This is a genomic window from Brevundimonas sp., assembly GCF_027487935.1.
In the GTDB taxonomy this organism is placed as follows: Bacteria; Pseudomonadota; Alphaproteobacteria; order Caulobacterales; family Caulobacteraceae; genus Brevundimonas.
Map to the genome: position 1 here is coordinate 23206 of NZ_JAIYCP010000003.1, position 22818 is coordinate 46023.

Here is a 22818-nt window from a genome sequence, read left to right on the forward strand (position 1 = left end):
AAAAAGGGCGGCGGATCCGAAGATCCGCCGCCCCAGATGGTCTCTGGTATCAGGCCTTAGAAGTTGGCGGTGACACCGACGAAGAAGTAACGGCCCAGCGAGTCATAGACCTGCGGGTAGGTGTTACCGTTGCCGGTCGTGCCCACGCTGTAGGACAGCTGCGGGTCGTTATCCAGCACGTTGTTGACACCGGCGCGGAGGGTGACGGTATCCATCACCTGCCAGGTTGCCGCCAGGTCGAGGTAGTTTTCCGCATCGAAGTAGCGATCGAGGCGGGTGCCACCGTTGTTCAGCGAGCCATTGGTGGCGCTCAGGACGGCGAGTTCAACTTCGCCGTAGTGACGCCAGGTCGCCGACACGTCCATGTCCCACGGGGTGAGCCAGGTGGCACGGGCGCGGTGACGGTACTCGGGGTTCGGCGTGCCGCACTGGTTCGCGAAGAAGCCGGCGCAGTCATAGACCGAAGACACGGTGCCCAGGCCCGTATCCGTGATGAGCTCGTTCAGCAGGGTGCCCACGAAGGACAGCTGCATCGAGCCCAGGTTGGCAACGCCCAGGTCTTCCCAATCGAAGGCATAGTTGGCGTTGAAGTCGAGGCCCGAGGTCGCGAGACCACCGATGTTGTTGTTCAGGTCCTGAACCACACCGGTGCCGACCCAGAGCTGGCCACCCGCGTTACGGGTGATCCGGCCGCAGGCCGCGGCGTCGTTCTGGCCGTAGCAGAGGTCCAGGGTGTTCAGCGCACCGACCGACGAGACCAGGCCGTCGACCTGGATATCGAAATAGTCGACCGACAGGTTGAAGCCCGGAACGAAGCTGGGCGTCCAGACCACACCATAGGTGTAGGTGTCGGCTTCTTCGGGGTTCAGGTTCGGGTTACCGCCGGTCAGCTGGTTGTACTGGCCGGCCGGGCTGTCGAGGGCACCGCTGGTCGACTGGGCCGAGGTGACCTGGTGACGGGCCGTACCGACGCAGTTCGCCGCAACGGCACCGGTGGTGGCGTCGCAGGGGTCGCGATCGGCGTCGAACAGACCGAAGCCCTGGGCTGCGAACAGCTCGATGACGTTCGGAGCCCGCACAGCGCGCGAGTAGCTGGCGCGGAAGCGGATGTCCTCGATCGGGGCGTAGTCAGCGCCGATCTTGTAGGTGTCGGTGCCGAGGTTTTCGTACTCCGAACGACGGTAGGCGGCGTCGATCGAGGCCGAATAGGCCCAGGCTTGACCATCGGCCAGCGGGATCTGGATTTCACCGAACACTTCGGAGACGTCCGCATCACCGGTCACACCGATCGTCGGGCCACCCTGACCGGCGCCGTCGCCGGTGGCGAAGGCGGTGTCGGTCGTGGAGCCGAGGTAGTCACGGCGATATTCGGCACCGAACGCCACCTGAATGGTGTTCGAGGAGGTCGGCAGGGACCAGCCCGTGTCACCCGTGACGGCAGCGGTGACAACCTGTTGGGTCGTTTCACCGGTCTGGATCAGCGGGATCTGCAGGTAGTTCAGCGCGGCCTGGGTCACGCCACCCGAGATGAAGATGTCGTAGGGCACGCATGCCGGGTCCGTGCCGTTGACAACCGAACGGCAGGTCGGGACGCCGCCGACGCTGACGACGTCAAGGGCGCGGCCAAGGCGGGTGGTCGAGAAGTCGTTCAGATAGACCCGCGACATGTTCACCCGCGAGAACTGGGCGGCCACGTCGTAGTTCCAGCCCTCGGTGAGCTCGCCACGGATGCCGACAACACCGCGGTAGGATTCATAGCCGAGCGTGTCCTGACGACCGCCGCCTTCGACGTTCCGGCGACCGACATACAGGGTCCGGCGGTTGCCGGCCGTCACGTCAGCTGCCGTACAGCCGATGGTCGTGCGCTGCTGGGCGCCGAGCAGGGGGTTGTCGCAGTTGATGTCGGGGGTGCTGAAGAAGTTGCCCGACGGGGCGATCTGGGCGACCGACTTGTAGTCCGAGAACATCAGCTGGGCGAAGACTTCCGCCTTGTCGCTGACCTCATAGCGACCGAAGGCGCCCATGGTGTAGCGCTCGTCCGGACGCTGATAGTAGTTCAGCGGGCCGAAGTTGTAGTTGCCGGTGTTGGAGTCGAACGGAACGAAGGTCCGGCCGGTGCCCAGGGTCGAGTTGAAGGTCGAGAAGTTGGTGAAACGGCCGGGGAAGGAGGTGCCCGAACCGCCGCAGGAGTAGGTCGCCGGGCCCGTAGCCGCGTTCGGCGCGCCGATGGAGCAGGTCGAATAGTCGCGGTCGCCCTGCAGGATCGGGTTGTTGTTGCGATAGCCGGCATAGGCCATCAGGTTGCCCTTGCCGTCGGGGGCCGTGACACCGAGGGTCACGTTCAGCGAGCGGCTCTCACCGTCGGAGACGTTGTCGGCCGGCAGGCGGAACTGGGCGGCGTTCGTCAGGCCACGACGCGTGATTTCAGCGCGCAGGTTGCCGACGCCGTCATAGTCGTTGTTGTGCTGGTAGAAGCCGTACTGGGCGTCGACCTGCAGGCCTTCGAAGTCCTTCTTCATGATGAAGTTGACGACGCCGGCGACAGCGTCCGAACCGTAGACGGCGGAGGCGCCGCCGGTCAGGACTTCAACGCGCTCGACCAGCTGTTCCGGAATCTGGTTCAGGTCGGCCGCGTCGTCGTTCGGCGAGCCGTAGCCCATACGACGACCGTCGATCAGCACCAGGGTGCGCGACGAGCCGAGGTTACGCAGCGACACCGTGGCCGTGCCCGACGAACCGTTCGAAACGGTCGAGTTCTGGGCGGCGAAGGCTTGCGGCAGTTGCGAGATCAGGTCCTCGACCCGGGTCACGCCCGCCACGTCGATGTCCTCGCCCGTGACCTGGGTCACCGGGCTGGTCGTGACCAGGTTGGCCTGCGGGATGCGCGAACCGGTGACGACGACGTCGTCGAGGTCCTGCGCCGGCGCTTCCTGGGCCATGGCGGGAGCCGCGAAGGCGAGAGCGGCGAAACCGCCGATCATGGTCGTCGTCAGCAGCCTGTTGCGGGTTTTTTGGGTTCTCAAGGTCGTCTCCTGATGTTCGACGCGGTCTGAAGAGCGACGCGTCGCGGACTTAGAAATGGAATATTCCCTTCCCCCCGCGGACGGAATCCGACCGCAGTTGCGGAATGGTATGCTCCGCCAGCCGTTAATCGCCAGCCAAATTACCTCAGTGTAACGATGTCGCAGCGGGACTGTCGTATTTAAGCCACGATACGGACACCGGGGCGGTTGCGGGTTCGGGAGGTTGACCGTCGGGGCGTCTTGTCCGACTGAAGTCCCTCAAGCCCAGGCGGTCTTTTTCGAGGTTGATCCGATGTCACTGATTTCCGGTCTGGCTGCGCTTGCAGCCGCTTCAACCCTCTCGGCCCAGGCGACACCGCCGCAGGAGCGCCCGGAAACCCTCGCGCGACTGATGGCCTGCCGCGGAATCACCGAGAATGCCGCGCGGCTGGCCTGTTTCGACACCGCGGCCGGAGCGTTGGACTCGGCCGAACGCCAGGGCGACCTGGTGGTGATCGACCGCGCCGGGGTCGCCGAGACCCGCCGACAGCTGTTCGGGTTTGAAATGCCGTCCCTGCCCCGGCTGTTCGGCCCCGAGGGTGCGGTCGAACTGGAGTCGATCGACTCGACCCTGCAGAGCGCCTCCTCCGTCGGGGAAGGCCGCTGGGTCTTCCGCCTCGCGGACGGCAGCGAATGGCGGCAGATCGACTCAGAACGCGTCCGCTTCCGCAACAGCCCCGGACAGCCCGTCCGCGTCCGCAAGGGCGCGCTCAGCAGCTTCCTGTTGACGGTCGACGGCAGCCGGGCGGTCCGGGTGCGGCGGCAGTAGCCATGACCCTTCACCCCCTGTCTCCGACTGTCTCGGTCGCGCCCCAGCTTGCTCCGGATGCCATGCCGGCGCTGGCCGCGGCCGGATTCGGCCGGATCATCAGCAATCGCCCGGACGGTGAGGACCCCGGCCAGCCCGCGGCTGCGGTGATGGCGGCGGCGGCCCGGGACGCCGGTCTGGACTTCGCCTCGATCCCGGTTTCCGGCCTGCCCGGACCCGATCAGGTCGCGGCGGTGGCCGCCTTGCTGGCCGACGACGTGCCGACGGTGATGTTCTGCCGGTCCGGCATGCGTTCGGCTTCGGCCTGGGCGATGTCAGAGCGCCTCAAGGGGGGGGCTGCAGACGAATTGCGTTCGGCGGCCGCAGCCGCGGGCTACGACCTCAGCCGGGTTCCGCTCTAGAGACCGGGCAACAGGGCTGGGCTAGCGCAGGACGGCCACGCGCGCCGCATACGGAACCGGTTCCGGCGTGCAGGACGCCACAGCGAGTTGCATCGCCATGAGACACAGGAGGGTGGCCGCGATGGTCTGGAGCCGATTTGAGACAGCCAGGGCGATGGAAACAGCCACTTTGGGCACTCCGCAGAAGGTTTGCAGGGTCCGGACGCAAGGGACGGGCCGCCCCCGATGATCCCGTTCGTGCCCATGCCGGCCTTCGAATACGGGCAGACGGAGGTCGTCTCACCGCTGATCCGCCGGGTGATCGCCAACAATCCCGGACCCTTCACCTTCACGGGCACGGGGACCTATATCGTGGGTCGTGCCGGGGCCGGGGCGGGCGTGGCGGTGATCGACCCGGGTCCGCTGGATGAGGCCCATCTGGCGGCCCTGCTCCACGCGGTCGAAGGCCAGTCAGTCAGCCATGTGCTGGTGACCCACACCCATCGGGACCACGCCCCCCTCGCCCGTCCCTTTGCCGCCGCCGTCGGCGCGCCGATCCTGGCCGCGCCCCCCGCGCGGACCGTCCATGTCGCGGCGTCGCTGGACGAGGAGGATGACGAGACCTTTCAGCCCGACATCTTTCTGACCGGCGGCGAACGTCTGGTGGGCGACGGCTGGACGATCGAGGCCATGGCCACGCCCGGCCACGCCTCCAATCACCTGGCCTTCATCCTGGCCGAGGAAAATGCCCTGTTCAGCGGCGACCATGTGATGGGCTGGTCCACGACCGTCGTGGCCCCGCCCGACGGCGACATGGCCGCCTATATGGCCAGCCTGGAGGCGGTCATCGCCCGCGACTTCGAGACCCTCTGGCCGACGCACGGCGCGCCGATCACGGAACCCGGGCCGTTTCTCGCCGCCTACCGGGCACACCGTCTGGGCCGCGAGGCGCAGGTCCTGGCCCGGCTGGCGGCCGGGGACCGGCGGATCGCCGACATGGTTCCGGTCCTCTATGCGGCGGTGGATTCACGGCTGTGGCCGGCGGCCAGCCTGTCGGTCTGGGCGCATCTGATCGCGCTGGAACGAGCCGGGATCGCCCGGGCAACGCCGAAGCCGAGCCTGGATGCCGACTGGGCCCTGGCCTGAGCCTCAGCCTGCCGCGCGCAGGGTTTCGCTGATCGCCGTCGCCATTCGGCAGGCCTCGCCGCCGTGGGGCCGGTGGTCGCGGGCGGCCACGCGAATGTCGGTGCGTCCGGGGCGGATGCGGATCACGGCGTCGTGGTCGAAGCCGAACCAGAAGCCTTCCCGGCTGCCGTCAGCCCGACCCACACCGGCGCCGCGCAGGGTGAAGCCGGCCTGTTCAAGCGCATAGATGGCCGCCGTCGGCGCGATCTGGCGCATCACCGGCAGGGCACCGGGGCATGCCTCCGGGCCCACAGCCGGACCGGGCCCCTGCCCGCCCCGCTCCTCGCCGAGGTCGCCAAAGCCCGGAACCTCGGCCAGGTCGGTGCTGATATTCTCGACCGGGCCGGCCGCCAGACGGGCCTTCTGCCAGACGAAGCCGCCGACGGTCGCGCCGGCGACGAGGACGGCGGCGAGCGCCGTCAGGCCCGATCTGCGGATATTCCCGAGCGCCAGGACCAGGGCACCGAGGGCTGCGGCGGCCCCCGCCAGGGACAGATACCAGGCCGCCTTCAGCGTCAGCAGGTCATAGCCGATCCCGACCGGCCAGGCCCCGAGCCGCGTCCCGAGGGCTGCGACCAGCACGAGAACCGGCGCAGCGACGGTCAGCGCCGCCAGCGCCTGGACCCGACCGGCTCCGGGCGTGCGGCGTGCCATCGCCTCAGGCCGCCGCCGTCGGCAGGCGGTAGTCCTTCAGCCGCTCGCGAAGCAGCTTCTTGTCGATCTTGCCCGTGGCACCGAGCGGGATGTCATCCACGAACACCACATCGTCGGGCATCCACCATTTGGCGATCTTGCCCTGGAGGAAGTCGAGATGCTCCTGCTTGTTCTGGGCCTCGCCGGGCTTCAGCTTGACGATCAGGACGGGCCGTTCATCCCATTTCGGATGGGCGGCACCAATTACGGCCGCCAGTTCGACGCGGGGGTGGCCGACGGCGATGTTCTCGATCTCGATCGAGCTGATCCACTCACCACCGGACTTGATCACATCCTTGGCGCGGTCGGTGATCTGCATGAAGCCATGCTCGTCGATGGTCGAGACGTCCCCGGTGTCGAAGAAGCCCTCGTGGTCGAGGATGTCACCACCCTCGCCCTTGAAATAGGCCCCCGAAATGGTGGGGCCCTTGATCATCAGCCGACCATAGGTCGTGCCGTCGTGGGGCATCTCCTGCCCGGCATAGTTCTTCAGTTTCAGCTCGACGCCGAGCGGCGGCATGCCCTGTTTGACCCGCCACTTCATGCTCTCGTCATAAGGCAGGGCGGCCAGTTCGGGCGGCAGGATCGAGATGGTGCCGATCGGCGAGGTCTCGGTCATGCCCCACCCCTGGATCACCTCGATACCGAACTCGTCGTGGAAGGCCCGGATCAGGCTTTCGGGGACGGCCGAGCCGCCGATCATGACGCGCTTGACCGTCGGAATGGTCAGATTGTTCTCGCGCAGATGGGTCAGCAGCATCTGCCAGACGGTCGGCACGGCCGCGGAGAAGGTCACGCCCTCGGACACGATCAGCTCATAGATGGCGGCACCGTCCATGCGCGCGCCCGGCATGACCAGCTTGGCACCCGACGCCGGGCCGGCGAAGGCGATACCCCAGGCGTTGGCGTGGAACATCGGCACCACCGGCAGGATCACCTCCTTCGGCGACGGCCCGAGCACGGTCGACTGCATACCCAGCAGGGTATGGATGAAGTTCGACCGGTGCGAATACAGCACCCCCTTGGGGTTGCCGGTCGTGCCGGACGTGTAGCAGAGGCCGCAGGCCGTCTGCTCGTCGAAATCGCCCCAGACCACGTCTTCCGACGCCGACCCCAGCAGGGCCTCATAGCATTCAGCGCCCGGCAGTTTGGTCGCCGGCATGCTCAGTTCGTCCGTCATCACCACCACCCGCTTCACCGTGGGGCAGTGCGGCAGGATGGCCTCCAGCAGCGGGATGAAGGTCTGGTCGACGAAGATGATCTTATCTTCGGCGTGGTTGATGATGTAGATCAGCTGTTCCGGGAACAGGCGCGGGTTCAGGGTGTGGCAGACCGCACCCATCCCCATGATGCCGTACCAGACCTCCATATGGCGGCTGGTATTCCAGGCCAGGGTGGCGACGCGGTCGCCGACCTTGATGTCCCAGCCTTTCAGGACACTGGTGACCCGTTTGGCCCGGGCGAAAATCTCGGCATAGGTCGTGCGGACGATCGGTCCCTCGACGGACCGGGTCACGACCTCCCGATGACCATGCCAATTCTTCGCGTGGTCGAGGATCTTGTCGACCGTCAACGGCCAGTCCTGCATCAGTCCAAGCATCGCTATCCCTCAAGCCTGCACCTGCTTTGCGAGGCGCTTGGTGCTTACGGTATCGGCGGGATGGACGATAAGCAACGTGACGTCAGGTCACCCCCCGCGTCCGAAGGACTTGGCGAAACCCGGCCCGCAGCCCTAGAAGCGGCGGATGCCCATCCTTATCGCGATCACCGGCGGCTCGGGCTCCGGCAAGAGCACGCTCGCCGAAGCGCTCGTCTCGGCCCTCCCCGCCGGAACGGCGGTCCTGCTGCGTGAGGATTCCTACTATCGCGATGCGGCCAGCCTGCCTGACTTTGATGCTGCGACCTTCGACTTCGACGATGTGACCGCGCGCGACCACGCATTGATGATCCGCGACCTGACCGAGCTGAAGGCCGGGCGGGACATTGTGGCCCCGATCTATTCCTTCATCCACCACGGACGGGAGCCGGGCGGAGAAGCGGTGCGGGCCGCTGGGGTGGTCATCATCGAAGGCACCCATTTGCTGTGCAACCCGGAACTGGTCGCCCTGTTCGACATCCGGGTGTTTGTGGACACGCCGGCCGATATCCGCTTCATCCGCCGCCTGCTGCGCGACCAGACCGAGCGCGGCCGCACGCCGGAGTCCGTGATCGCGCAATACCTGACGACCGTGCGCCCGGGCCACGAGCGGCTGACCGAGCCGTCCCGGGTGAACGCCGACTTCATCGTCGCCGATGCAACGGCTGCCGTGCGGCTGGAGGACCCGCAGGCCGTGGTCCGGCTGGCCGCCCCCGTGCTGGCCCACCCCCTGCTCTCGCCGCTCATCAGGGCTTGAGTTCGCGGACCGGAGTCCGGCCCGCCCTTGACCCGCGGCGGGCTTACCCCCCAAGCTGTGGCGGTCTCGCGAGCGATCCATTCCATGCAAGCACACGGCGTCTTACCCGCGCTTCCTCTCGACCCCAAACGCAAGGCGATCCTGCGACATGCCCGCAAGACCTTCGTCCGCGAGGGCTATGCGGCGACCCGGATCGAGCCGATCGCACGCGAAGCCGGGGTTTCCACGGCGACCCTCTATGCCCTGTTCGAGGGCAAGGCCCAGCTGTTCGCGGCGGTCATCCGCGACGCGGCCGAGGATTTTGCGCTGCAGATGGCCCGGCTCGGGGCCATCGAGGGCGATGCCCGCCAGCAGCTGACCAGCTTCGCCGCAGCCTATGCCGAGTTCATGAGCGACCCCTTCGTCCGCTCTGTCTTCCGTCTCGTGATGGCCGAGCGCCCCCGCTTCCAGGATGTCGCCATCCGGTTCTTCGAGGACGGCCGGAAGGCATTCGGCGCGACCCTGATCACCATCCTGATCGCCCAATCGAAGGCGGGAGCCCTGAAACCGATTGACCACCCATCATGGGCCGCAGGCAATCTGATGGGGATGATCGAGCACCCGGTCTTCTTCGTGCCCCTGGTCACCGGTGACGAGGTCAAGGTCCGGCGCACGATTACGGAGATTGTGGAGGACGCCGTCGCCACCTTCCTCGCGCGCTACGGCACTTGACGGCCCGGGGGCCGGATCAGGGCCAGAGACGCGTTTTCGTCCAGTCCGCGCCCGCGCGGTCGAACCTGAGCCGGTCGTGCAGGCGGAACGGCCGGTCGCGCCAGAATTCCACGCTGTCAGGCACGACGCGCCAGCCGGTCCAGTGCTCCGGCCGGGGCACGTCCTGACCGTCGAACCGGGCGGACTCGCGCGCCACGGCGGCTTCCAGTGCCGCCCTGCTGTCCAGCGGCCGCGACTGGTCCGAGGCCCAGGCCCCGAGCCGGCTCTCGCGGGCGCGGCTGGAGAAATAGGCGTCGGCCTCGGCGACAGTGACCGGTTCGACGGAGCCGCGCACCCGCACCTGACGCCTCAGCGACTTCCAGTGGAACAGCAGGGCCGCGCGGGGATGCACCGCCAGTTCCAGCCCCTTGGCGCTCTCGCGGTTGGAATAGAAGGTGAAACCGCCGGCATCGACGTCCTTGAGCAGCACCATCCGGCTGTCGGGCGTGCCCGCCGCATCCACGGTCGACAGGGCCATGGCGTTGGGGTCGTTGGGCTCGGTACTTTTCGCGTCGCCCAGCCATTCTATAAACAGGCCGATCGGCTCGGCCCGGTCGAAGATGGTCTCGTCGCCATTGGCGGCCAGGGCGGCGGCATAGTGCTCCGCATATTCCTCGCGGGTCGGGCTGGGTGGGATCACGGATGCGGTCATGGATTGCAGATAGACCCTCGCGGCCCCGCTGGGGAGAGGCTTCGCAGTTAACCCGGCCTTGACCATCCCGGGAGTCTTAGTGCGCGGATGCGCGCACGATCGCACCCCGAAGTCGTCTCGACCCGCGAGGCCTATGCCCTGCTTGGCCTGACCGGCCCGGTGGAGGGCGAGGCGCTGACCGCCGCGTTCCGCATCGCCATCAAGGCGGCGCGGCCAGAGGCCGCAGGCGGAAGCGAGGCGCGGTTTCGCAAGACCATCGCCGCCTGGCGGCTGATCCAGCGGCAGGCCACGCCCCTGGCGCTGGCGGCTCCCGCGACGCCACCGCCGGCCGCGCCGGTGCTGGCCATCAGCCCGCTCGATGCATTGAACGGTGGCACCGCCGAGGTCCGGCTGGGCGGGCGGACCCTGCGCGTCCGGGTCCCCGCAGGTCTGCGCACCGCCGAGCATCTCCGGCTGAGGGCGGCGGGCGAGGATGGCACCGACCTGTATCTGCCGGTCCTGGTGCGCGGCGCCGATGGATTGAGCGCCATGGGCGATGACCTCTACATGACCTGCCCCGTTCCCCATCGCCTGCTGGCGGATGGCGGGCGGCTGGAGATCGAGACCCATGCCGGACTGCGCTCGGCCTGGCTGGTCGCCGGGCATCAGCCGCTGCGGCTCCGGCTCAAGGGGCTGGGCCTGCCGGCGCGTGGATCGCGTCCACAGGGCCATCTGTTCGTGACGCTGGAGCCGTCCGAGGACGCGCCCTCGGCGGCAGAGGATCTGCTGATCCGCTTCACACGCCTGTGGACGCCGGACCGGCTGGCGGCTTAGGTCGTCGCATGTCCCACAACACCTTCGGCCATCTGTTTCGCGTGACCACCTGGGGCGAGAGCCACGGGCCGGCGATCGGCTGTGTCGTCGACGGCTGCCCGCCGCTGATCCCCCTGACCGAGGCCGACCTGCAGCCGTGGCTGGATCGGCGCAAGCCGGGCGGCAGCCGCTTCGTCACCCAGCGGCAGGAGAGCGACACGGCGCGCATCCTGTCGGGCGTCTTCGACGACGGCCACGGCCCGGTGACTACCGGCGCGCCGATCGCCATCCAGATCGGGAATGAGGACGCCCGGTCCAGGGACTATGGCGAGATCGCCCGCGCCTTCCGACCCGGCCACGCGGATTACACCTACCAAGCCAAATACGGTGTGCGCGATCATCGCGGCGGCGGCCGCTCCTCGGCGCGCGAGACGGCGATGCGGGTGGCGGCGGGGGCTGTGGCGCGCAAGGTGCTGGGCGACGGCGTCTCTATCCGCGCCGGGGTGGTCCAGCTGGGACCGCACCGGATCGCGCCCGAGGCGGTCGATTTCGACGCGGTGTACGACAACCCCCTGTTCGCGGCCTCGGCGGCGGTCGTCCCGGCCTGGGAGACCTATCTCGACGGTATCCGCAAGGCCGGTTCGTCGATCGGCGCCGTGGTCGCGCTGGAGGTGACAGGCCTGCCCGCCGGCTGGGGCGCGCCGCTGTATGGCAAGCTGGATGCCGAACTGGCGGCGGCGATGATGTCGATCAATGCGGTCAAGGGCGTCGAGATCGGCGCGGGCTTCGGGTCGGCCGAACTGACCGGCGAAGAGAATGCCGACGCCATGCGGCTGGGCGAGGACGGGCGGCCGGTCTTCCTGTCCAACCACGCGGGCGGGGTGCTGGGCGGCATATCGACCGGCCAGCCGCTGACGGCGCGGGTGGCCTTCAAGCCCACCTCCTCCATCCTGACGCCGGGCCAGACCATCACCCGCGACGGGACCGAGACCGAGGTGCGGACCAAGGGGCGGCACGACCCCTGCGTGGCCCTGCGCGGCGTGCCGGTGGTGGAAGCCATGGCGGCCTGTGTGCTGGCGGATGCGATGCTGAGGCATCGAGCGCAGGTGGGTTGAGCTTCAACATCAAATCGTATATACAATGGACGTTCTCTTCGATCCGGCCAAGGACACGATGAACATTGAGAAGCACGGGATATCCTTGTCTCGCGCCAATGATTTCGAACTGATCGCCGTCTTCGATGATGACCGCCGGGACTATGGAGAACGTCGGCGTCGTGCCTATGGGCTGATCGACGGCAAGACCTACTATCTGGCCTATGCGGTCCGGGATGGCCGCATCCGAGCCATCAGCCTTCGCCGCGCCCATGCCAAGGAGTTCAGACGCCATGTCAGATGAAGCTCGCCTCGACGACAACCCGGATTGGACCGAGGCCGATTTCGCGAGAGCCAAGGGGCCCGATACACTTTCGACCGAAGAGTTGGCCGCGTTTCCGCGCACCCGCGTTCGCAGCGTTCAGAAAGCCCCGACCAAACGCCCCATCTCGCTGCGCGTTGATGCTGATATTCTGGATTCCTACCGCGCCACAGGTCCAGGCTGGCAGGTCAGGATGAACGACGCCTTGCGCAAGGCCATGCCGCGCAACTGATCTCTTTCCGCCACCGACACTGTTGCCTATATGGCCGCCAGCGAGGTTCCTAACCCTCGGAATCCCGGGAGCTTCCCCATGATCGACGTTCGACCCTTCAACACCCTTGGCGGCGCCAACCACGGCTGGCTGAACGCAAAGCACCATTTCTCCTTTGCCAACTACTATGACCCCGCCCGCATGAGCTGGGGCCGGCTGCGTGTCTGGAATGACGATGAGATCGCCGCCAAGTCAGGCTTTCCGCCCCACCCCCATGCCGACATGGAGATCATCACCTATGTCCGCACCGGGGCCATCACCCATGAGGATTCCATGGGCAACAAGGGCCGCACCGGCGCGGGCGACGTGCAGGTGATGAGCGCGGGCACAGGCGTGCGGCACTCGGAGTTCAATCTCGAGAACGAGATGACGACGCTGTTCCAGATCTGGATCGAGGCCGACAAGCGCGGCGCGACGCCCAGCTGGGGTGCCCGGGAGTTTCCGAAGAGCGACCGGAGCGGCAAATTCTCGGTGCTGGCCTCGGGCGATCCGGGCGATGACGCCCTGACCATCAACGCCGACGCCAGGGTGCTGGGCGCCACGCTGAAGGCGGGCGAGCGTCTGACCTATGCGCTGGCCGAGGGGCGTCGGGCCTATCTGGTGCCGGCGGTCGGCGCGGTGGACGTCAATGGTACGGCCCTGAACGCCCGCGACGGCGCGGCGATCAAGGACGAGGCGGAGATCACGATCACGGCGAAGGACGATGCGGAACTGGTGATGGTGGATTCGCTCTGACCTTGACGGTCGTCACCCTCGGGCTTGACCCGAGGGCCGGATTGTACGGTGCGCGGTGGATGGGCCGGCCCGGCGACCTCAGGGCCGATGGACGCCGCCCAGACCGCCTCGGCCTCCGATCCTCGGGTCAAGCCCGAGGATGACGGGGAAGGGAGATCGAAAATGAAAAACCCCGCCCGGATCGCTCCGGGCGGGGTTTTTTGTCAGTGCGTGGCGACCGCCGCGCCCGGGTCCTGGGGCGGCTGGGCGGCCGGCAGAGGGTCGGCGGCCTCGTCCCATTCGACCGGGGTCAGTTCGCCGGTCAGGGCCCATTTCAGGGCCTCGTCGGCGGTCTTGATCGGGATGATCTCCAGCCCGCCCTTCACATTGTCGGGCACGTCGGCGAGGTCCTTTTCGTTCTCCTCGGGGATCAGCACCGTCTTGATGCCCGAGCGGAGGGCCGCCAGCAGCTTCTCCTTCAGGCCGCCGATGGCGGTGACCCGGCCGCGCAGGGTGATCTCGCCGGTCATGGCGATGTCCTTGCGGATCGGAATACCGGTCAGGACCGAGACCATGGCGACCGTCATGGCCACACCGGCAGAGGGGCCGTCTTTCGGTGTCGCACCGTCCGGCACGTGAACGTGGATGTCGGTCTTCTCGAACATCGGCGGCTTGACGCCGATGCTGAGCGAGCGGGCCCGGACATAGGAGGCGGCCGCGGAGATGGACTCCTTCATCACCTCCTTGAGGTTTCCGGTCACGGTCATGCGGCCGCGGCCCGGCATCCTGATCGCCTCGATGGTGAGTATCTCGCCGCCGAACTCGGTCCAGGCCAGGCCGGTGACGATGCCGACCTGATCCTCCTCGTCGGTCTCGCCGTAGCGGTATTTCCGGACGCCCGCGTATTTGGCCAGCTTCTCGGCATCGATGGTGATCGACAGCGTCTTCTCGCGCGCCATTTCCCGCACAGCCTTGCGGGCCAGGCCGCCCAGGGCGCGTTCCAGCGAACGCACGCCGGCTTCTCGGGTGTAGTAGCGGATCAGGTCGCGGACCATGTCCTCAGGCACGACGAATTCCGCCGGCTTGAGGCCGTTCTCGGCCGTCACCTTGGGCAGGACGTGGCGCAGGGCGATCTGGACCTTCTCGTCCTCGGTGTAGCCGCTGACCCGGATGATCTCCATGCGATCCAGCAGGGGCTGGGGCATGTTCAGCGTATTGGCCGTGGTCACGAACATGACGTTCGACAGGTCGTAATCGACCTCCAGATAGTGGTCGCCGAAGGCATTGTTCTGCGCCGGATCCAGCACCTCGAGCAGGGCCGAGGACGGGTCCCCGCGCCAGTCGGCGCCCAGTTTGTCGATCTCGTCCAGCAGGATGAAGGCGTTGGTGGTCTTCACCTTCTTCATCGACTGGATGATCTTGCCCGGCATGGAGCCGATATAGGTCCGGCGGTGGCCACGGATCTCGGCCTCATCGCGCACACCGCCCAGCGACATGCGGATGTATTCCCGGCCGGTGGCCTTGGCGATCGACTTGGCCAGCGAGGTCTTGCCGACGCCCGGAGGGCCGACGAGGCACAGGATCGGCCCCTTGAGGGTATTGGTGCGGGCCTGGACCGCCAGATATTCGATGATCCGTTCCTTGACCTTCTCGAGACCGTAGTGGTCCTCCTCGAGGATCGCCTCGGCCTTGCTGAGGTCGATGGCCTTCGTCTTGGCCTTGCCCCAGGGGATCGACAGCAGCCAGTCGAGGTAGTTGCGCACCACCGTCGATTCCGCGGACATCGGGCTCATGTTGCGCAGCTTCCTGACCTCGGCCTCGGCCTTGGTCCGGGCTTCCTTTGACAGGCGCGTCTTCCGGATGCGCTTCTCCAGCTCCATGATCTCGTCACGGCTGTCGTCGGTCTCGCCCAGCTCGCGCTGGATCGCCTTCATCTGCTCGTTCAGATAATATTCGCGCTGGGTCTTCTCCATCTGGCGCTTCACGCGCGAGCGGATCTTCTTCTCGACCTGGAGCACGGAGATCTCACCCTCCATCAGGCCGTAGACCTTCTCCAGCCGTTCCGGGACGGCGATGGTTTCCAGCAGCCCCTGTTTGTCGCCGATCTTGACGGACAGATGGGCGGCCACGCTGTCGGCCAGCTTGGACGGATCGGTGATCTGGGGGATGGAGCTGAGGGCCTCGGGCGGGACCTTCTTGTTCAGCTTCACATAGTTTTCGAACTGCTCGATGACGGCGCGCAACAGGGCTTCCGACTGGTCGGGTTCGCCCGGCTCATCGGCGATCTCGACGGCTTCCGCCTCGAAATAGTCGGTGCGATCGGTGAATTTCGTCAGGCGCGCGCGGCTCTTGCCCTCGACCAGCACCTTGACGGTGCCGTCCGGCAGTTTGAGCAGCTGCAGCACGGTGGCCAGCACCCCGATCGGATAGATGGCGTCGGCCGCAGGATCGTCATCGACGCTGTTCCGCTGGGTGGCCAGCAGGATCTGCTTCTCGCCCTTCATGATCTCGTCGAGCGCCTTGACCGACTTTTCGCGGCCGACGAACAGCGGAACGACCATGTGCGGAAAGACGACGATGTCTCTCAGCGGCAGGACGGGCAGAATTCTGGTCAAACCAGGGGTCTCGGACATGATGCAACTCTCACAGGGTCCTCGTTGATCTCGGACCCGCCGCGGCGGCGTGCGGAGCGCCTGTGCCCCGCCGTTTCGACTCGGCCCGCCATTCGGCGGCCTTCGGAGGAGTATGTGGTTCAGGAACGGCCCGGTTCAAGCGTGACGGACAGTGAAGGCCGTCTTCCGTCCACAGGCGGCCGGCACAGGCCGCCAAAAAGAAGGGCGGATCCGTCGCCGGACCCGCCCTTCCCGTCTCATTAGCCGTCTGGATCAGGCCGCGCTGTCGGGAGCCGACTTCTTGGACTTGGTCTCGGAATAGATCAGCAGCGGCTGGGCCTTGCCCTCGATGACCTCGGCATTGACCACCACTTCCTCGACGCCTTCGAAGGTCGGCAGTTCGAACATCGTCTCCAGCAGGATGCCTTCCAGGATGGAACGCAGGCCGCGGGCGCCGGTCTTGCGGGTGATGGCCTTCTTGGCGACGGCGGTCAGGGCGTCGTCGGTGAAGGTCAGATCGACATTCTCCATCTCGAACAGACGCTTGTACTGTTTGACCAGGGCGTTTTTGGGCTCGGTCAGGATGGTGACCAGGGCCGGTTCGTCGAGGTCTTCCAGCGTCGCCAGCACCGGCAGACGGCCGATGAACTCGGGGATCAGGCCGAACCGCATCAGATCGTCGGGTTCGACCCCCTTGAGGATGTCGCCGGTGCGGCGCTCGTCGACTTCCTTGACCTTGGCGCCGAAACCGATCGAGGCCCCATCACCCCGCGCCGTGATCACCTTTTCCAGACCGGCGAAGGCGCCGCCGACGATGAACAGGATGTTGGCGGTGTCGACCTGCAGGAACTCCTGCTGCGGATGCTTGCGGCCGCCCTGCGGGGGCACCGAGGCGACGGTGCCTTCCATGATCTTGAGCAGGGCCTGCTGCACGCCCTCGCCCGAGACGTCGCGGGTGATCGAGGGATTGTCCGACTTGCGTGAAATCTTGTCGATCTCGTCGATATAGACGATGCCCCGCTGGGCCCGCTCGACATTGTAGTCCGAGGCCTGGAGCAGTTTGAGAATGATGTTCTCGACGTCCTCACCGACATAGCCGGCTTCGGTCAGGGTCGTGGCGTCGGCCATGGTGAAGGGCACGTCGATGATGCGGGCCAGGGTCTGGGCCAGCAGCGTCTTGCCCGAGCCGGTGGGCCCGATCAGCATGATGTTGGACTTGGCCAGTTCGACGTCGTTGTTCTTGGTCGCGTGGTTCAGCCGCTTGTAGTGGTTGTGGACCGCGACGCTCAGCACCTTCTTGGCGTGGCTCTGGCCGATCACATAGTCGTCAAGTACCTCGCGGATCTCCTTGGGCGACGGCACGCCGTCCTTGGCCTTGGAGAAGGAAATCTTGTGCTCTTCACGGATGATATCCATGCACAGTTCGACGCATTCATCGCAGATGAACACGGTCGGCCCGGCGATGAGCTTGCGCACCTCGTGCTGGCTCTTCCCGCAGAATGAGCAGTAAAGCGTGCTCTTGGCGTCGGTGCCGGCGGCTTTGGTCATCGAGGTCTTCTCACTCCCGCGGTTCACCCCGATATGGGGCTGACGCGCATCCTTCGCGTTGATTCCCTGACGATGGGCGCAAAGGTCTTCAAAAATTGACAATCACCCATACCGGGGTCCGCCACAACCCCGACCAGGCTACACGGAAGTCCGAAACCGAACGGGCAGTGTTGAGAGAGATCGCGGCGAATGTCTGACATGGGAAGCCCGGCCCTGATTCACCAGCCGCCGGGTAAGGAACAGGCCATCGTCGCCTTCGATTTCGACGGTACGCTGACGGTTCGCGACAGTTTCACCGGCTTCCTGCGGTGGCGGGCGGGCGGGCGCGGCTGGCTGAAGGGCCTGGCGAGGCTGACGCCGGATGTCGCCGCCTATGTGGCGGACCGTGACCGCGGACGTCTCAAGGCCGCGTCTGTGCGGGAATTCCTGAAGGGCGTGCCCCGGGACCGGCTGGAGGCCGACGCCGAGGCCTTCGCCGGCCAGGTCTGGCCGCGTTTCATGCGCCATGACGCCCTTGCCTGCTGGCATGACTGGGGCCGCCGCGGGGCCTTCCGGGTGATCGTCACCGCCAGTCCCGACATCACCGTGGCACCGTTCGCCCGACGCCTCGGCGCGGAGGCCCTGCTGGGCACACCGCTGGTCTTCGACAGCGGGGACCGGGTGACGGGCGCGTTCGCCGGCCCGAACTGCCGAGGCGAGGAAAAGGTGCGACGCCTGCGGGCCGCCTTCGGGGACGATATGCTGCTGACGGCGGCCTATGGCGACACCACCGGCGACACCGAGATGCTGGCCATGGCGGACGAGGCCGGATTCCGGCGGTTCAAGGGCTGACGCGGCGCGTCAGTGCCCTTCGGCATCCACATCGAAGACCATGGGCTTGCCGCGCGACGTCGGGTTCCAGCCGGCCTCGATCACCGCCGTCACCGCGTTGCGAATGTGGTCCGGATTCACGAACTGCTTTTCCGTGTCCGGGCGTCCATTGGGGCGCAGGGGCGGCGGGAATTGCACAATGGCCTCGCGCTTGAAACCGTCCAGGCGCAGGGTCACGGCGATCCCCTCCCACTTGCCGCCGCTCAGCGGCCGGGGCTGTCGCCGCAGCTCCCAATGGTAGATGTCGCCGTCGATCCCGACGGTCCCGGTGTTGTCTCGCGTCTGCATGGCGTCCTGATAGCACAAAGAAAATGTTCAGGGCCCAGCGGTTGCGCCGCCAAAGGCCGGTGCTTCAGTGAGCTGGCCAGGTTTGCGAAGGCAAGACGACGGGTGCGCCGCACTCCGTGAACGCTTCGCCCGGGAAGAGCGACTGAATCAGCGAAGGCAGGATGCCGGCAGCCAGCTCGAGCGCCTGAAGACTGCTGGCCCCGTGCACATTCCGGACGCAGGCGGTGTCCGATTCCAGCCGTATCTCGCAGGTCCAGCAACTCATCGCGCTGTTCAGAACCGGCTTTGAAATGAAGGCCGAAAGGCGCGGCCCGCCTACCCGACTTGATTCATATACGAACCCGATCCCCGGTCCTGCTGACATTGGGCCAAAAATCCTCTGCGGCGGCCCCTGCCGGGGTGGCAGGCCGAAACCAGGATCGAAACCGGTTTGGTGCGCCGACCACCCGCCTCATCAGGGAGATGCAACCAAAACGCCACTCACATACACGTCAGACCTGCGCCCGGCCATCCGGCCGGAAGGATCAGACCGTCTTGATCCCGTCGCCCTCGGCCTGTTCGCGGCGGTCGTAGACGTGGTCGACGACGCCCCAGGCCTTGGCGTCCTCGGCACTCATGAAGTGGTCGCGGTCGAGGGTCTTTTCGACTTCCTCATAGGTCCGGCCGGTGTGGTGGACGTAGATCTCGTTGAGGCGGCGCTTGGTGTAGCGGATGTCGGCGGCGTGCAGTTCGATGTCCGAGGCCTGGCCACGGAAGCCGCCCGAGGGCTGGTGCACCATGATGCGGGCGTTCGGCAGGGCCACACGCTGGCCGGCGGCACCGGCGGCGAGGATCAGCGAACCGGCCGAGGCCGCCATGCCCATGCAGACGGTCGAAACCGGCGAGCGGATGTATTGCATGGTGTCGTAGATCGCGAGCGCCGACGAAACCTGCCCGCCGGGGCTGTTGATATACATGGAGATTTCCTTCTTCGGATTTTCCGATTCCAGGAACAGCAGCTGGGCGCAGATCAGCGAGGCCATGCCGTCCTCGAAGGGACCGGTCAGGAAGATGATCCGCTCGCGCAGCAGGCGCGAGAAGATGTCGAAGGCGCGCTCGCCCCGGCTGGACTGCTCCACCACCATGGGGACGAGGTTCATGTTCATCAGTTCGATGGGATCGCGCATGTGGGCCTTCTCGGGATGCATTCGGGTACGACTCACCGGTCGCTCCCCCTCTTGGACAGGATATCGCGTTGCCGAACCGTTGACGCAAGGCGCGAAGGCGTCAGGAAAGCCCGATCACTCCGCTGCAGCCCCGGCCGCCTCGCGCCGGTCGCGGGTCACGGCCTCGGCCACGGCGCGGACCTGGCTGTTGCGGTTGATGCGCAGCTGGTCGTGCTCATACAGGGCCGTCAGATAGGACCGGTCCCATTCCGTCAGCCCTGCCGAGGCCGAGGCCGGATCGGCGAACAGGTTCAGGATGGTCGGATAGGGGGCCGTGTCCGCCTCCGCATCGATCTGGGCCAGGGCAACCAGCGCCAGATAGTCGGCCAGCTGGACCAGACTGGCCCCGGCCAACCGGTCGACATCGACGATGATGACGGAGCGCACCATGTCGTCGCGGATCTGGGTCCTCAGGCGCGAGGCGGCGAAGACATTGATGCTCGGCGCGGCGGGAGCGCCGGTTGATGGACTGATGTCTCCCGGCAGGCGCACAGCCCGGGTGCCGGTCTCTGAATCGATCGGCATGCTGATCTGCCACCAGCGCACCGGCTGGTCGCCTGTCCTGAAGTTCCGGAAAGCCCGGGTCCCTGCGTCGGTGCCGTTGTGGCGCAGGTCGAAATTGCGCGGCCGGTCCTCGACGAGGGCCGAGGCCAGGCCCGCACCGTCGACGGCGGCCACGATCAGAACGTTTGGCCGACAGCCGGGCTCGCCCGCCTCCACCTCCAGCTCACGCGCGACGTCCGAGATGCGGTCGATGACGTACTGGCCGACCTCGGACCGCAGATTGACCGCCCCGACGCAGACCGGCCGGTTCCAGCGGGCCAGACCGCGGTTGTTCGCCGGTTGGGAGACGTCGATAACGAAATTGCGGATCAGGGCCTCAAGCTGTCGACCCTCGACAACGACCTCACCAAGTTGGGTGGATCCCTGGGTAGTGGGGGTCTGGGCAGCGGGGGTCTGGGCAGCGGAGGTCCGGGCAGCGGGGGTCTGGGGGACCGCCTGCGCCGGGACCGCGCCGGACCAGAGCGCAAGGGTCAGGACCAGACTGGCGGACAAGGACGACATGGCAGCCTCCGCAGACAATGCGAGACTACCGTGACTCCGCCATGCTGGCGTGTCAATCAGGACAACTCAACCTTGGGTCACAGCTTTCGACCGATTTGAGGCCCGTCACACCCGTCGCCGGGGTCTTCGGAAACCTAGTCCTCGACCGGGTCCGCGCGCACGCCGCGCATCATCAGATCGACGATCTCGCCACCACGGGCGGACCCCAGACGGTTCTGCTCGATCCCGTAGAGGGCCGCCAGATAGTCCCGGTCCCAGCTCGTCAGACCGGTAATGGTCGGGTCGATGAAGACGTTCAGGATCGTCTCGAACGACGCCACCTCGGCCTTTGGATCGACCTGGGCCAGGGCGATCAGGGTGCAGTAGTCCGCCAGCTGCGGGAGGGAGATCGAGTCCACCTTGCTGATGTCGACGACGATGATGGCCTTGAACAGGTCGTCGCGGATGTCCGTCCGGATGCGTGAGGCACGGGATACGGCGATCTGCGGGGCATCCCGGCCCGGCAGGCGCGTGGCCAGTTCGCCGCTTTCGGAATCGACGGGCGCGCTGACATGCCACCACCGCACGGGCGCATCGGATGTCCGGAAATCCTCCAAGGCACTCAGGGTGCGCGTCATGCCGGAGCCGCCGGGCACAAAGGCCCGCCGGCGCTCCTCGACGATACCGTCGGCAACCGCCTGGCCGTCGGCGGCGGCGATGATCAGGACATTGGCGGCACAACCCGGCTCACCGGCTTCCAGCCCCAGCTCACGCGCGACGTCAGACGCCCGGTCGACGATATACTGGGCGACCTCCGCGCGAAGATTGACCACACCGATACAGACCGGACCGTTCCAGCGTGCCGGCCCGCGGTCGCTGGTCGCCGGGGCTGTCACCTCACCGACAAAGCTCTGGACGACGGACCTCAGCCGACGGCCCTCGACGACGACATCGCCCAACTCCGCCACCGGGCCGCTGGCAGGGTCCTGAGCCTGACCGGGGGTCTGCGAAAGCAGTCCAGCCGCCAGCGCCAAGGCAAGAAATGACATAATGGACCCCCTCAAACAGCCGTTGCTGGACCTAGATCGACATCATGGCCGGACCGGGGCGCTGATCCCGCGCGGACGAGCGTGTCCGGACAGGGTCCCCGGCGCGGCCTCAGGGATCAAGATCGTCAGACCCGGCCGAGCTACCCCGATAGGCGCTGGCGATGGCGGAGGCGACGGCCTGGACCTGGGCCCGCTGGTTGATGCGGTGGGTTTCCGACTGGGGGTCGTAAAGGCCGTCCAGATAGGCCCGGTCCCAGCCGGTCAGGCCGGTGGGCGCTGTGGCCGGGTCATCGAACAGGTTCAGGATGGTGTCGAAACGACCGGTGTCTGCGTCGGGATTGACCTGGGCCATGGCGACCATGGCGACATAGTCGCCCAGCTGCTGGAGGCTGGCACCGTTCAGCTCATCCACATCGACGATAATGAACACCCGCTTGAGGACGTCCTCGGTCTGGTCGTTGAGGCGGGACGGAATCTGGACCCGGGTCTGCGGCGCATATTGCTGGGCAGACGTCCCGCCGGTCTCGGCCCCGGAACCGCTGATGGAGCCGGGCAAGCGGACCACAGCCTCGCCGGTCTCGCTGTCCTCCGGCAAACTGACATGCCACCAGCGAACCGGCCGCTCCTCGCGGATGAAGTCGCGCAGTTCCGCCCCGCCGCGATCCATGCCCGCCCCGCCGACGCGGAACAGCCGCGGGCGCATGGCCACGAACTCCCGGGTGAAGCCCGGACCGTCACTGGTGGCGATGATCAGGACGCTGGGATGGCAGTCGGGCTCATGGGCACGCAGGCCGAGGCTGCGGGCGACGTCGGAAACCCGGTCGGCCAGATACTGGGCGGTCTCATTCTCGAGATTGGCGACGCCGACGCACAGGCCATCCTTCCATCGGGCCAGACCGCGGCGACGCGCGGGCGCGGCGACCTCGTCGACATAGTCTTCCGTAGTGTCTTCCAGCCGCCGGGCGTCGACCACCACGTCTTCAAGACGGACCGGTGCCTGCGCAACGGGCGGCGTCTGGGCGGCCGGCGCGGACTGGGGCGACGCCAGAAGGGCCGCGGCCAGAAGGGCATACAACATGGGCGGGTTCCGGGCTGACTGGACACGGAGCCTATCAGTGTTCCGGC

At 66.8% G+C, this 22818-nt stretch carries 23 protein-coding genes; 11 read left to right on the forward strand and 12 right to left on the reverse strand.

Annotated elements, in window-relative coordinates; translation table 11 throughout:
* Positions 1-56: 56 nt before the first annotated feature.
* The gene (locus tag Q0053_RS00825; RefSeq protein WP_298094691.1) at positions 57-3023 is read right to left on the reverse strand and encodes a TonB-dependent siderophore receptor; all 2967 of its coding nucleotides are present in this window, start codon (positions 3021-3023) and stop codon (positions 57-59) included.
* A gap of 292 nt (positions 3024-3315) precedes the next feature.
* Here Q0053_RS00825 and Q0053_RS00830 point away from each other — a divergent pair, with 292 nt between their 5' ends.
* Together Q0053_RS00830 and Q0053_RS00835 are read left to right on the forward strand one after the other, a co-directional pair.
* On the forward strand, positions 3316-3831 hold the full coding sequence (locus Q0053_RS00830) for a hypothetical protein (protein ID WP_298094695.1): 516 nt from the start codon (positions 3316-3318) through the stop codon (positions 3829-3831).
* 2 nt (positions 3832-3833) lie between these two features.
* Positions 3834-4232: a TIGR01244 family sulfur transferase gene (locus Q0053_RS00835; protein WP_298094698.1), complete on the forward strand. Its 399-nt coding sequence runs from the start codon at positions 3834-3836 to the stop codon at positions 4230-4232.
* A gap of 21 nt (positions 4233-4253) precedes the next feature.
* Here the strand turns inward: Q0053_RS00835 and Q0053_RS00840 are convergent, their stop codons facing one another.
* Positions 4254-4400, reverse strand: a complete 147-nt coding sequence (locus tag Q0053_RS00840) for a hypothetical protein (protein ID WP_298094701.1) — start codon at positions 4398-4400, stop codon at positions 4254-4256.
* A 57-nt stretch (positions 4401-4457) separates the two neighbouring features.
* Here Q0053_RS00840 and Q0053_RS00845 point away from each other — a divergent pair, with 57 nt between their 5' ends.
* On the forward strand, positions 4458-5357 hold the full coding sequence (locus Q0053_RS00845; protein ID WP_298094704.1) for an MBL fold metallo-hydrolase: 900 nt from the start codon (positions 4458-4460) through the stop codon (positions 5355-5357).
* A 3-nt stretch (positions 5358-5360) separates the two neighbouring features.
* Here the strand turns inward: Q0053_RS00845 and Q0053_RS00850 are convergent, their stop codons facing one another.
* Complete coding sequence (locus Q0053_RS00850) at positions 5361-6050, reverse strand: DUF1499 domain-containing protein (protein ID WP_298094707.1); 690 nt, start codon at positions 6048-6050, stop codon at positions 5361-5363.
* A gap of 4 nt (positions 6051-6054) precedes the next feature.
* Positions 6055-7689, reverse strand: a complete 1635-nt coding sequence (locus Q0053_RS00855; RefSeq protein ID WP_298094710.1) for a long-chain-fatty-acid--CoA ligase — start codon at positions 7687-7689, stop codon at positions 6055-6057.
* 145 nt (positions 7690-7834) lie between these two features.
* On the opposite strand from Q0053_RS00855, the gene udk reads away from it, so the two are divergent.
* Both udk and Q0053_RS00865 read left to right on the forward strand, forming a co-directional pair.
* A complete protein-coding gene (gene udk, locus Q0053_RS00860) occupies positions 7835-8482 on the forward strand; it encodes a uridine kinase (protein ID WP_298094713.1) in 648 nt (215 codons plus the stop codon).
* Positions 8483-8566: 84 nt separating this feature from the next.
* A complete protein-coding gene (locus Q0053_RS00865; protein WP_298094716.1) occupies positions 8567-9193 on the forward strand; it encodes a TetR/AcrR family transcriptional regulator in 627 nt (208 codons plus the stop codon).
* Between the two features lie 16 nt (positions 9194-9209).
* On the opposite strand, the gene pdxH is transcribed toward Q0053_RS00865, so the two are convergent.
* Positions 9210-9884 (reverse strand): pyridoxamine 5'-phosphate oxidase, encoded by a 675-nt coding sequence (gene pdxH / locus Q0053_RS00870; protein WP_298094719.1) that lies wholly within the window; start codon positions 9882-9884, stop codon positions 9210-9212.
* A gap of 87 nt (positions 9885-9971) precedes the next feature.
* Between pdxH and Q0053_RS00875 the strand changes: the two genes are divergently transcribed.
* The 5 genes from Q0053_RS00875 to Q0053_RS00895 all read left to right on the forward strand — a co-directional run bounded on the left by Q0053_RS00875 (position 9972) and on the right by Q0053_RS00895 (position 13098).
* Positions 9972-10697 (forward strand): DnaJ C-terminal domain-containing protein, encoded by a 726-nt coding sequence (locus Q0053_RS00875; protein WP_298094721.1) that lies wholly within the window; start codon positions 9972-9974, stop codon positions 10695-10697.
* An 8-nt stretch (positions 10698-10705) separates the two neighbouring features.
* Positions 10706-11791: a chorismate synthase gene (gene aroC, locus Q0053_RS00880; RefSeq protein WP_298094723.1), complete on the forward strand. Its 1086-nt coding sequence runs from the start codon at positions 10706-10708 to the stop codon at positions 11789-11791.
* A gap of 25 nt (positions 11792-11816) precedes the next feature.
* Entirely contained in the window at positions 11817-12074 is a 258-nt protein-coding gene (locus Q0053_RS00885) for a BrnT family toxin (protein ID WP_298094726.1), read from the forward strand.
* The gene (locus tag Q0053_RS00890; protein ID WP_298094728.1) at positions 12064-12324 is read left to right on the forward strand and encodes a BrnA antitoxin family protein; all 261 of its coding nucleotides are present in this window, start codon (positions 12064-12066) and stop codon (positions 12322-12324) included. Before Q0053_RS00885 ends, Q0053_RS00890 begins: the two co-directional genes overlap by 11 nt.
* A 78-nt stretch (positions 12325-12402) precedes the next feature.
* Complete coding sequence (locus Q0053_RS00895; RefSeq protein WP_298094731.1) at positions 12403-13098, forward strand: pirin family protein; 696 nt, start codon at positions 12403-12405, stop codon at positions 13096-13098.
* 203 nt (positions 13099-13301) lie between these two features.
* Here the strand turns inward: Q0053_RS00895 and lon are convergent, their stop codons facing one another.
* Positions 13302-15710, reverse strand: a complete 2409-nt coding sequence (gene lon / locus Q0053_RS00900; protein WP_298094734.1) for an endopeptidase La — start codon at positions 15708-15710, stop codon at positions 13302-13304.
* A 252-nt stretch (positions 15711-15962) separates the two neighbouring features.
* Positions 15963-17237: an ATP-dependent Clp protease ATP-binding subunit ClpX gene (gene clpX / locus Q0053_RS00905; protein ID WP_298094737.1), complete on the reverse strand. Its 1275-nt coding sequence runs from the start codon at positions 17235-17237 to the stop codon at positions 15963-15965.
* A gap of 189 nt (positions 17238-17426) precedes the next feature.
* Here clpX and Q0053_RS00910 point away from each other — a divergent pair, with 189 nt between their 5' ends.
* A complete protein-coding gene (locus Q0053_RS00910; protein ID WP_298094740.1) occupies positions 17427-18068 on the forward strand; it encodes an HAD-IB family hydrolase in 642 nt (213 codons plus the stop codon).
* A 9-nt stretch (positions 18069-18077) separates the two neighbouring features.
* On the opposite strand, the gene Q0053_RS00915 is transcribed toward Q0053_RS00910, so the two are convergent.
* The 5 genes from Q0053_RS00915 to Q0053_RS00935 all read right to left on the reverse strand — a co-directional run bounded on the left by Q0053_RS00915 (position 18078) and on the right by Q0053_RS00935 (position 22771).
* Entirely contained in the window at positions 18078-18395 is a 318-nt protein-coding gene (locus Q0053_RS00915; RefSeq protein WP_298094743.1) for a hypothetical protein, read from the reverse strand.
* A 524-nt stretch (positions 18396-18919) separates the two neighbouring features.
* A complete protein-coding gene (locus tag Q0053_RS00920) occupies positions 18920-19561 on the reverse strand; it encodes an ATP-dependent Clp protease proteolytic subunit (protein WP_298095067.1) in 642 nt (213 codons plus the stop codon).
* A 114-nt stretch (positions 19562-19675) separates the two neighbouring features.
* Complete coding sequence (locus Q0053_RS00925; protein WP_298094746.1) at positions 19676-20665, reverse strand: hypothetical protein; 990 nt, start codon at positions 20663-20665, stop codon at positions 19676-19678.
* Positions 20666-20799: 134 nt separating this feature from the next.
* Complete coding sequence (locus Q0053_RS00930) at positions 20800-21693, reverse strand: hypothetical protein (RefSeq protein WP_298094749.1); 894 nt, start codon at positions 21691-21693, stop codon at positions 20800-20802.
* A 109-nt stretch (positions 21694-21802) separates the two neighbouring features.
* Complete coding sequence (locus Q0053_RS00935; protein ID WP_298094751.1) at positions 21803-22771, reverse strand: hypothetical protein; 969 nt, start codon at positions 22769-22771, stop codon at positions 21803-21805.
* Between the last annotated feature and the right edge of the window lie 47 nt (positions 22772-22818).

Coding starts and splice junctions, on each gene's coding strand:
- Q0053_RS00830 (WP_298094695.1), top strand. CDS start 3,316: ATGTCACTGATTTCCGGTCTGGCTGCGCTTGCAGCCGCTTCAACCCTC.
- Q0053_RS00835 (WP_298094698.1), top strand. CDS start 3,834: ATGACCCTTCACCCCCTGTCTCCGACTGTCTCGGTCGCGCCCCAGCTT.
- Q0053_RS00845 (WP_298094704.1), top strand. CDS start 4,458: ATGATCCCGTTCGTGCCCATGCCGGCCTTCGAATACGGGCAGACGGAG.
- Q0053_RS00850 (WP_298094707.1), bottom strand. CDS start 6,050: ATGGCACGCCGCACGCCCGGAGCCGGTCGGGTCCAGGCGCTGGCGGCG.
- Q0053_RS00855 (WP_298094710.1), bottom strand. CDS start 7,689: ATGCTTGGACTGATGCAGGACTGGCCGTTGACGGTCGACAAGATCCTC.
- udk (WP_298094713.1), top strand. CDS start 7,835: ATGCCCATCCTTATCGCGATCACCGGCGGCTCGGGCTCCGGCAAGAGC.
- Q0053_RS00865 (WP_298094716.1), top strand. CDS start 8,567: ATGCAAGCACACGGCGTCTTACCCGCGCTTCCTCTCGACCCCAAACGC.
- pdxH (WP_298094719.1), bottom strand. CDS start 9,884: ATGACCGCATCCGTGATCCCACCCAGCCCGACCCGCGAGGAATATGCG.
- Q0053_RS00875 (WP_298094721.1), top strand. CDS start 9,972: ATGCGCGCACGATCGCACCCCGAAGTCGTCTCGACCCGCGAGGCCTAT.
- aroC (WP_298094723.1), top strand. CDS start 10,706: ATGTCCCACAACACCTTCGGCCATCTGTTTCGCGTGACCACCTGGGGC.
- Q0053_RS00885 (WP_298094726.1), top strand. CDS start 11,817: ATGGACGTTCTCTTCGATCCGGCCAAGGACACGATGAACATTGAGAAG.
- Q0053_RS00890 (WP_298094728.1), top strand. CDS start 12,064: ATGTCAGATGAAGCTCGCCTCGACGACAACCCGGATTGGACCGAGGCC.
- Q0053_RS00895 (WP_298094731.1), top strand. CDS start 12,403: ATGATCGACGTTCGACCCTTCAACACCCTTGGCGGCGCCAACCACGGC.
- lon (WP_298094734.1), bottom strand. CDS start 15,710: ATGTCCGAGACCCCTGGTTTGACCAGAATTCTGCCCGTCCTGCCGCTG.
- clpX (WP_298094737.1), bottom strand. CDS start 17,237: ATGACCAAAGCCGCCGGCACCGACGCCAAGAGCACGCTTTACTGCTCA.
- Q0053_RS00910 (WP_298094740.1), top strand. CDS start 17,427: ATGTCTGACATGGGAAGCCCGGCCCTGATTCACCAGCCGCCGGGTAAG.
- Q0053_RS00915 (WP_298094743.1), bottom strand. CDS start 18,395: ATGCAGACGCGAGACAACACCGGGACCGTCGGGATCGACGGCGACATC.
- Q0053_RS00920 (WP_298095067.1), bottom strand. CDS start 19,561: ATGCGCGATCCCATCGAACTGATGAACATGAACCTCGTCCCCATGGTG.
- Q0053_RS00925 (WP_298094746.1), bottom strand. CDS start 20,665: ATGTCGTCCTTGTCCGCCAGTCTGGTCCTGACCCTTGCGCTCTGGTCC.
- Q0053_RS00930 (WP_298094749.1), bottom strand. CDS start 21,693: ATGTCATTTCTTGCCTTGGCGCTGGCGGCTGGACTGCTTTCGCAGACC.
- Q0053_RS00935 (WP_298094751.1), bottom strand. CDS start 22,771: ATGTTGTATGCCCTTCTGGCCGCGGCCCTTCTGGCGTCGCCCCAGTCC.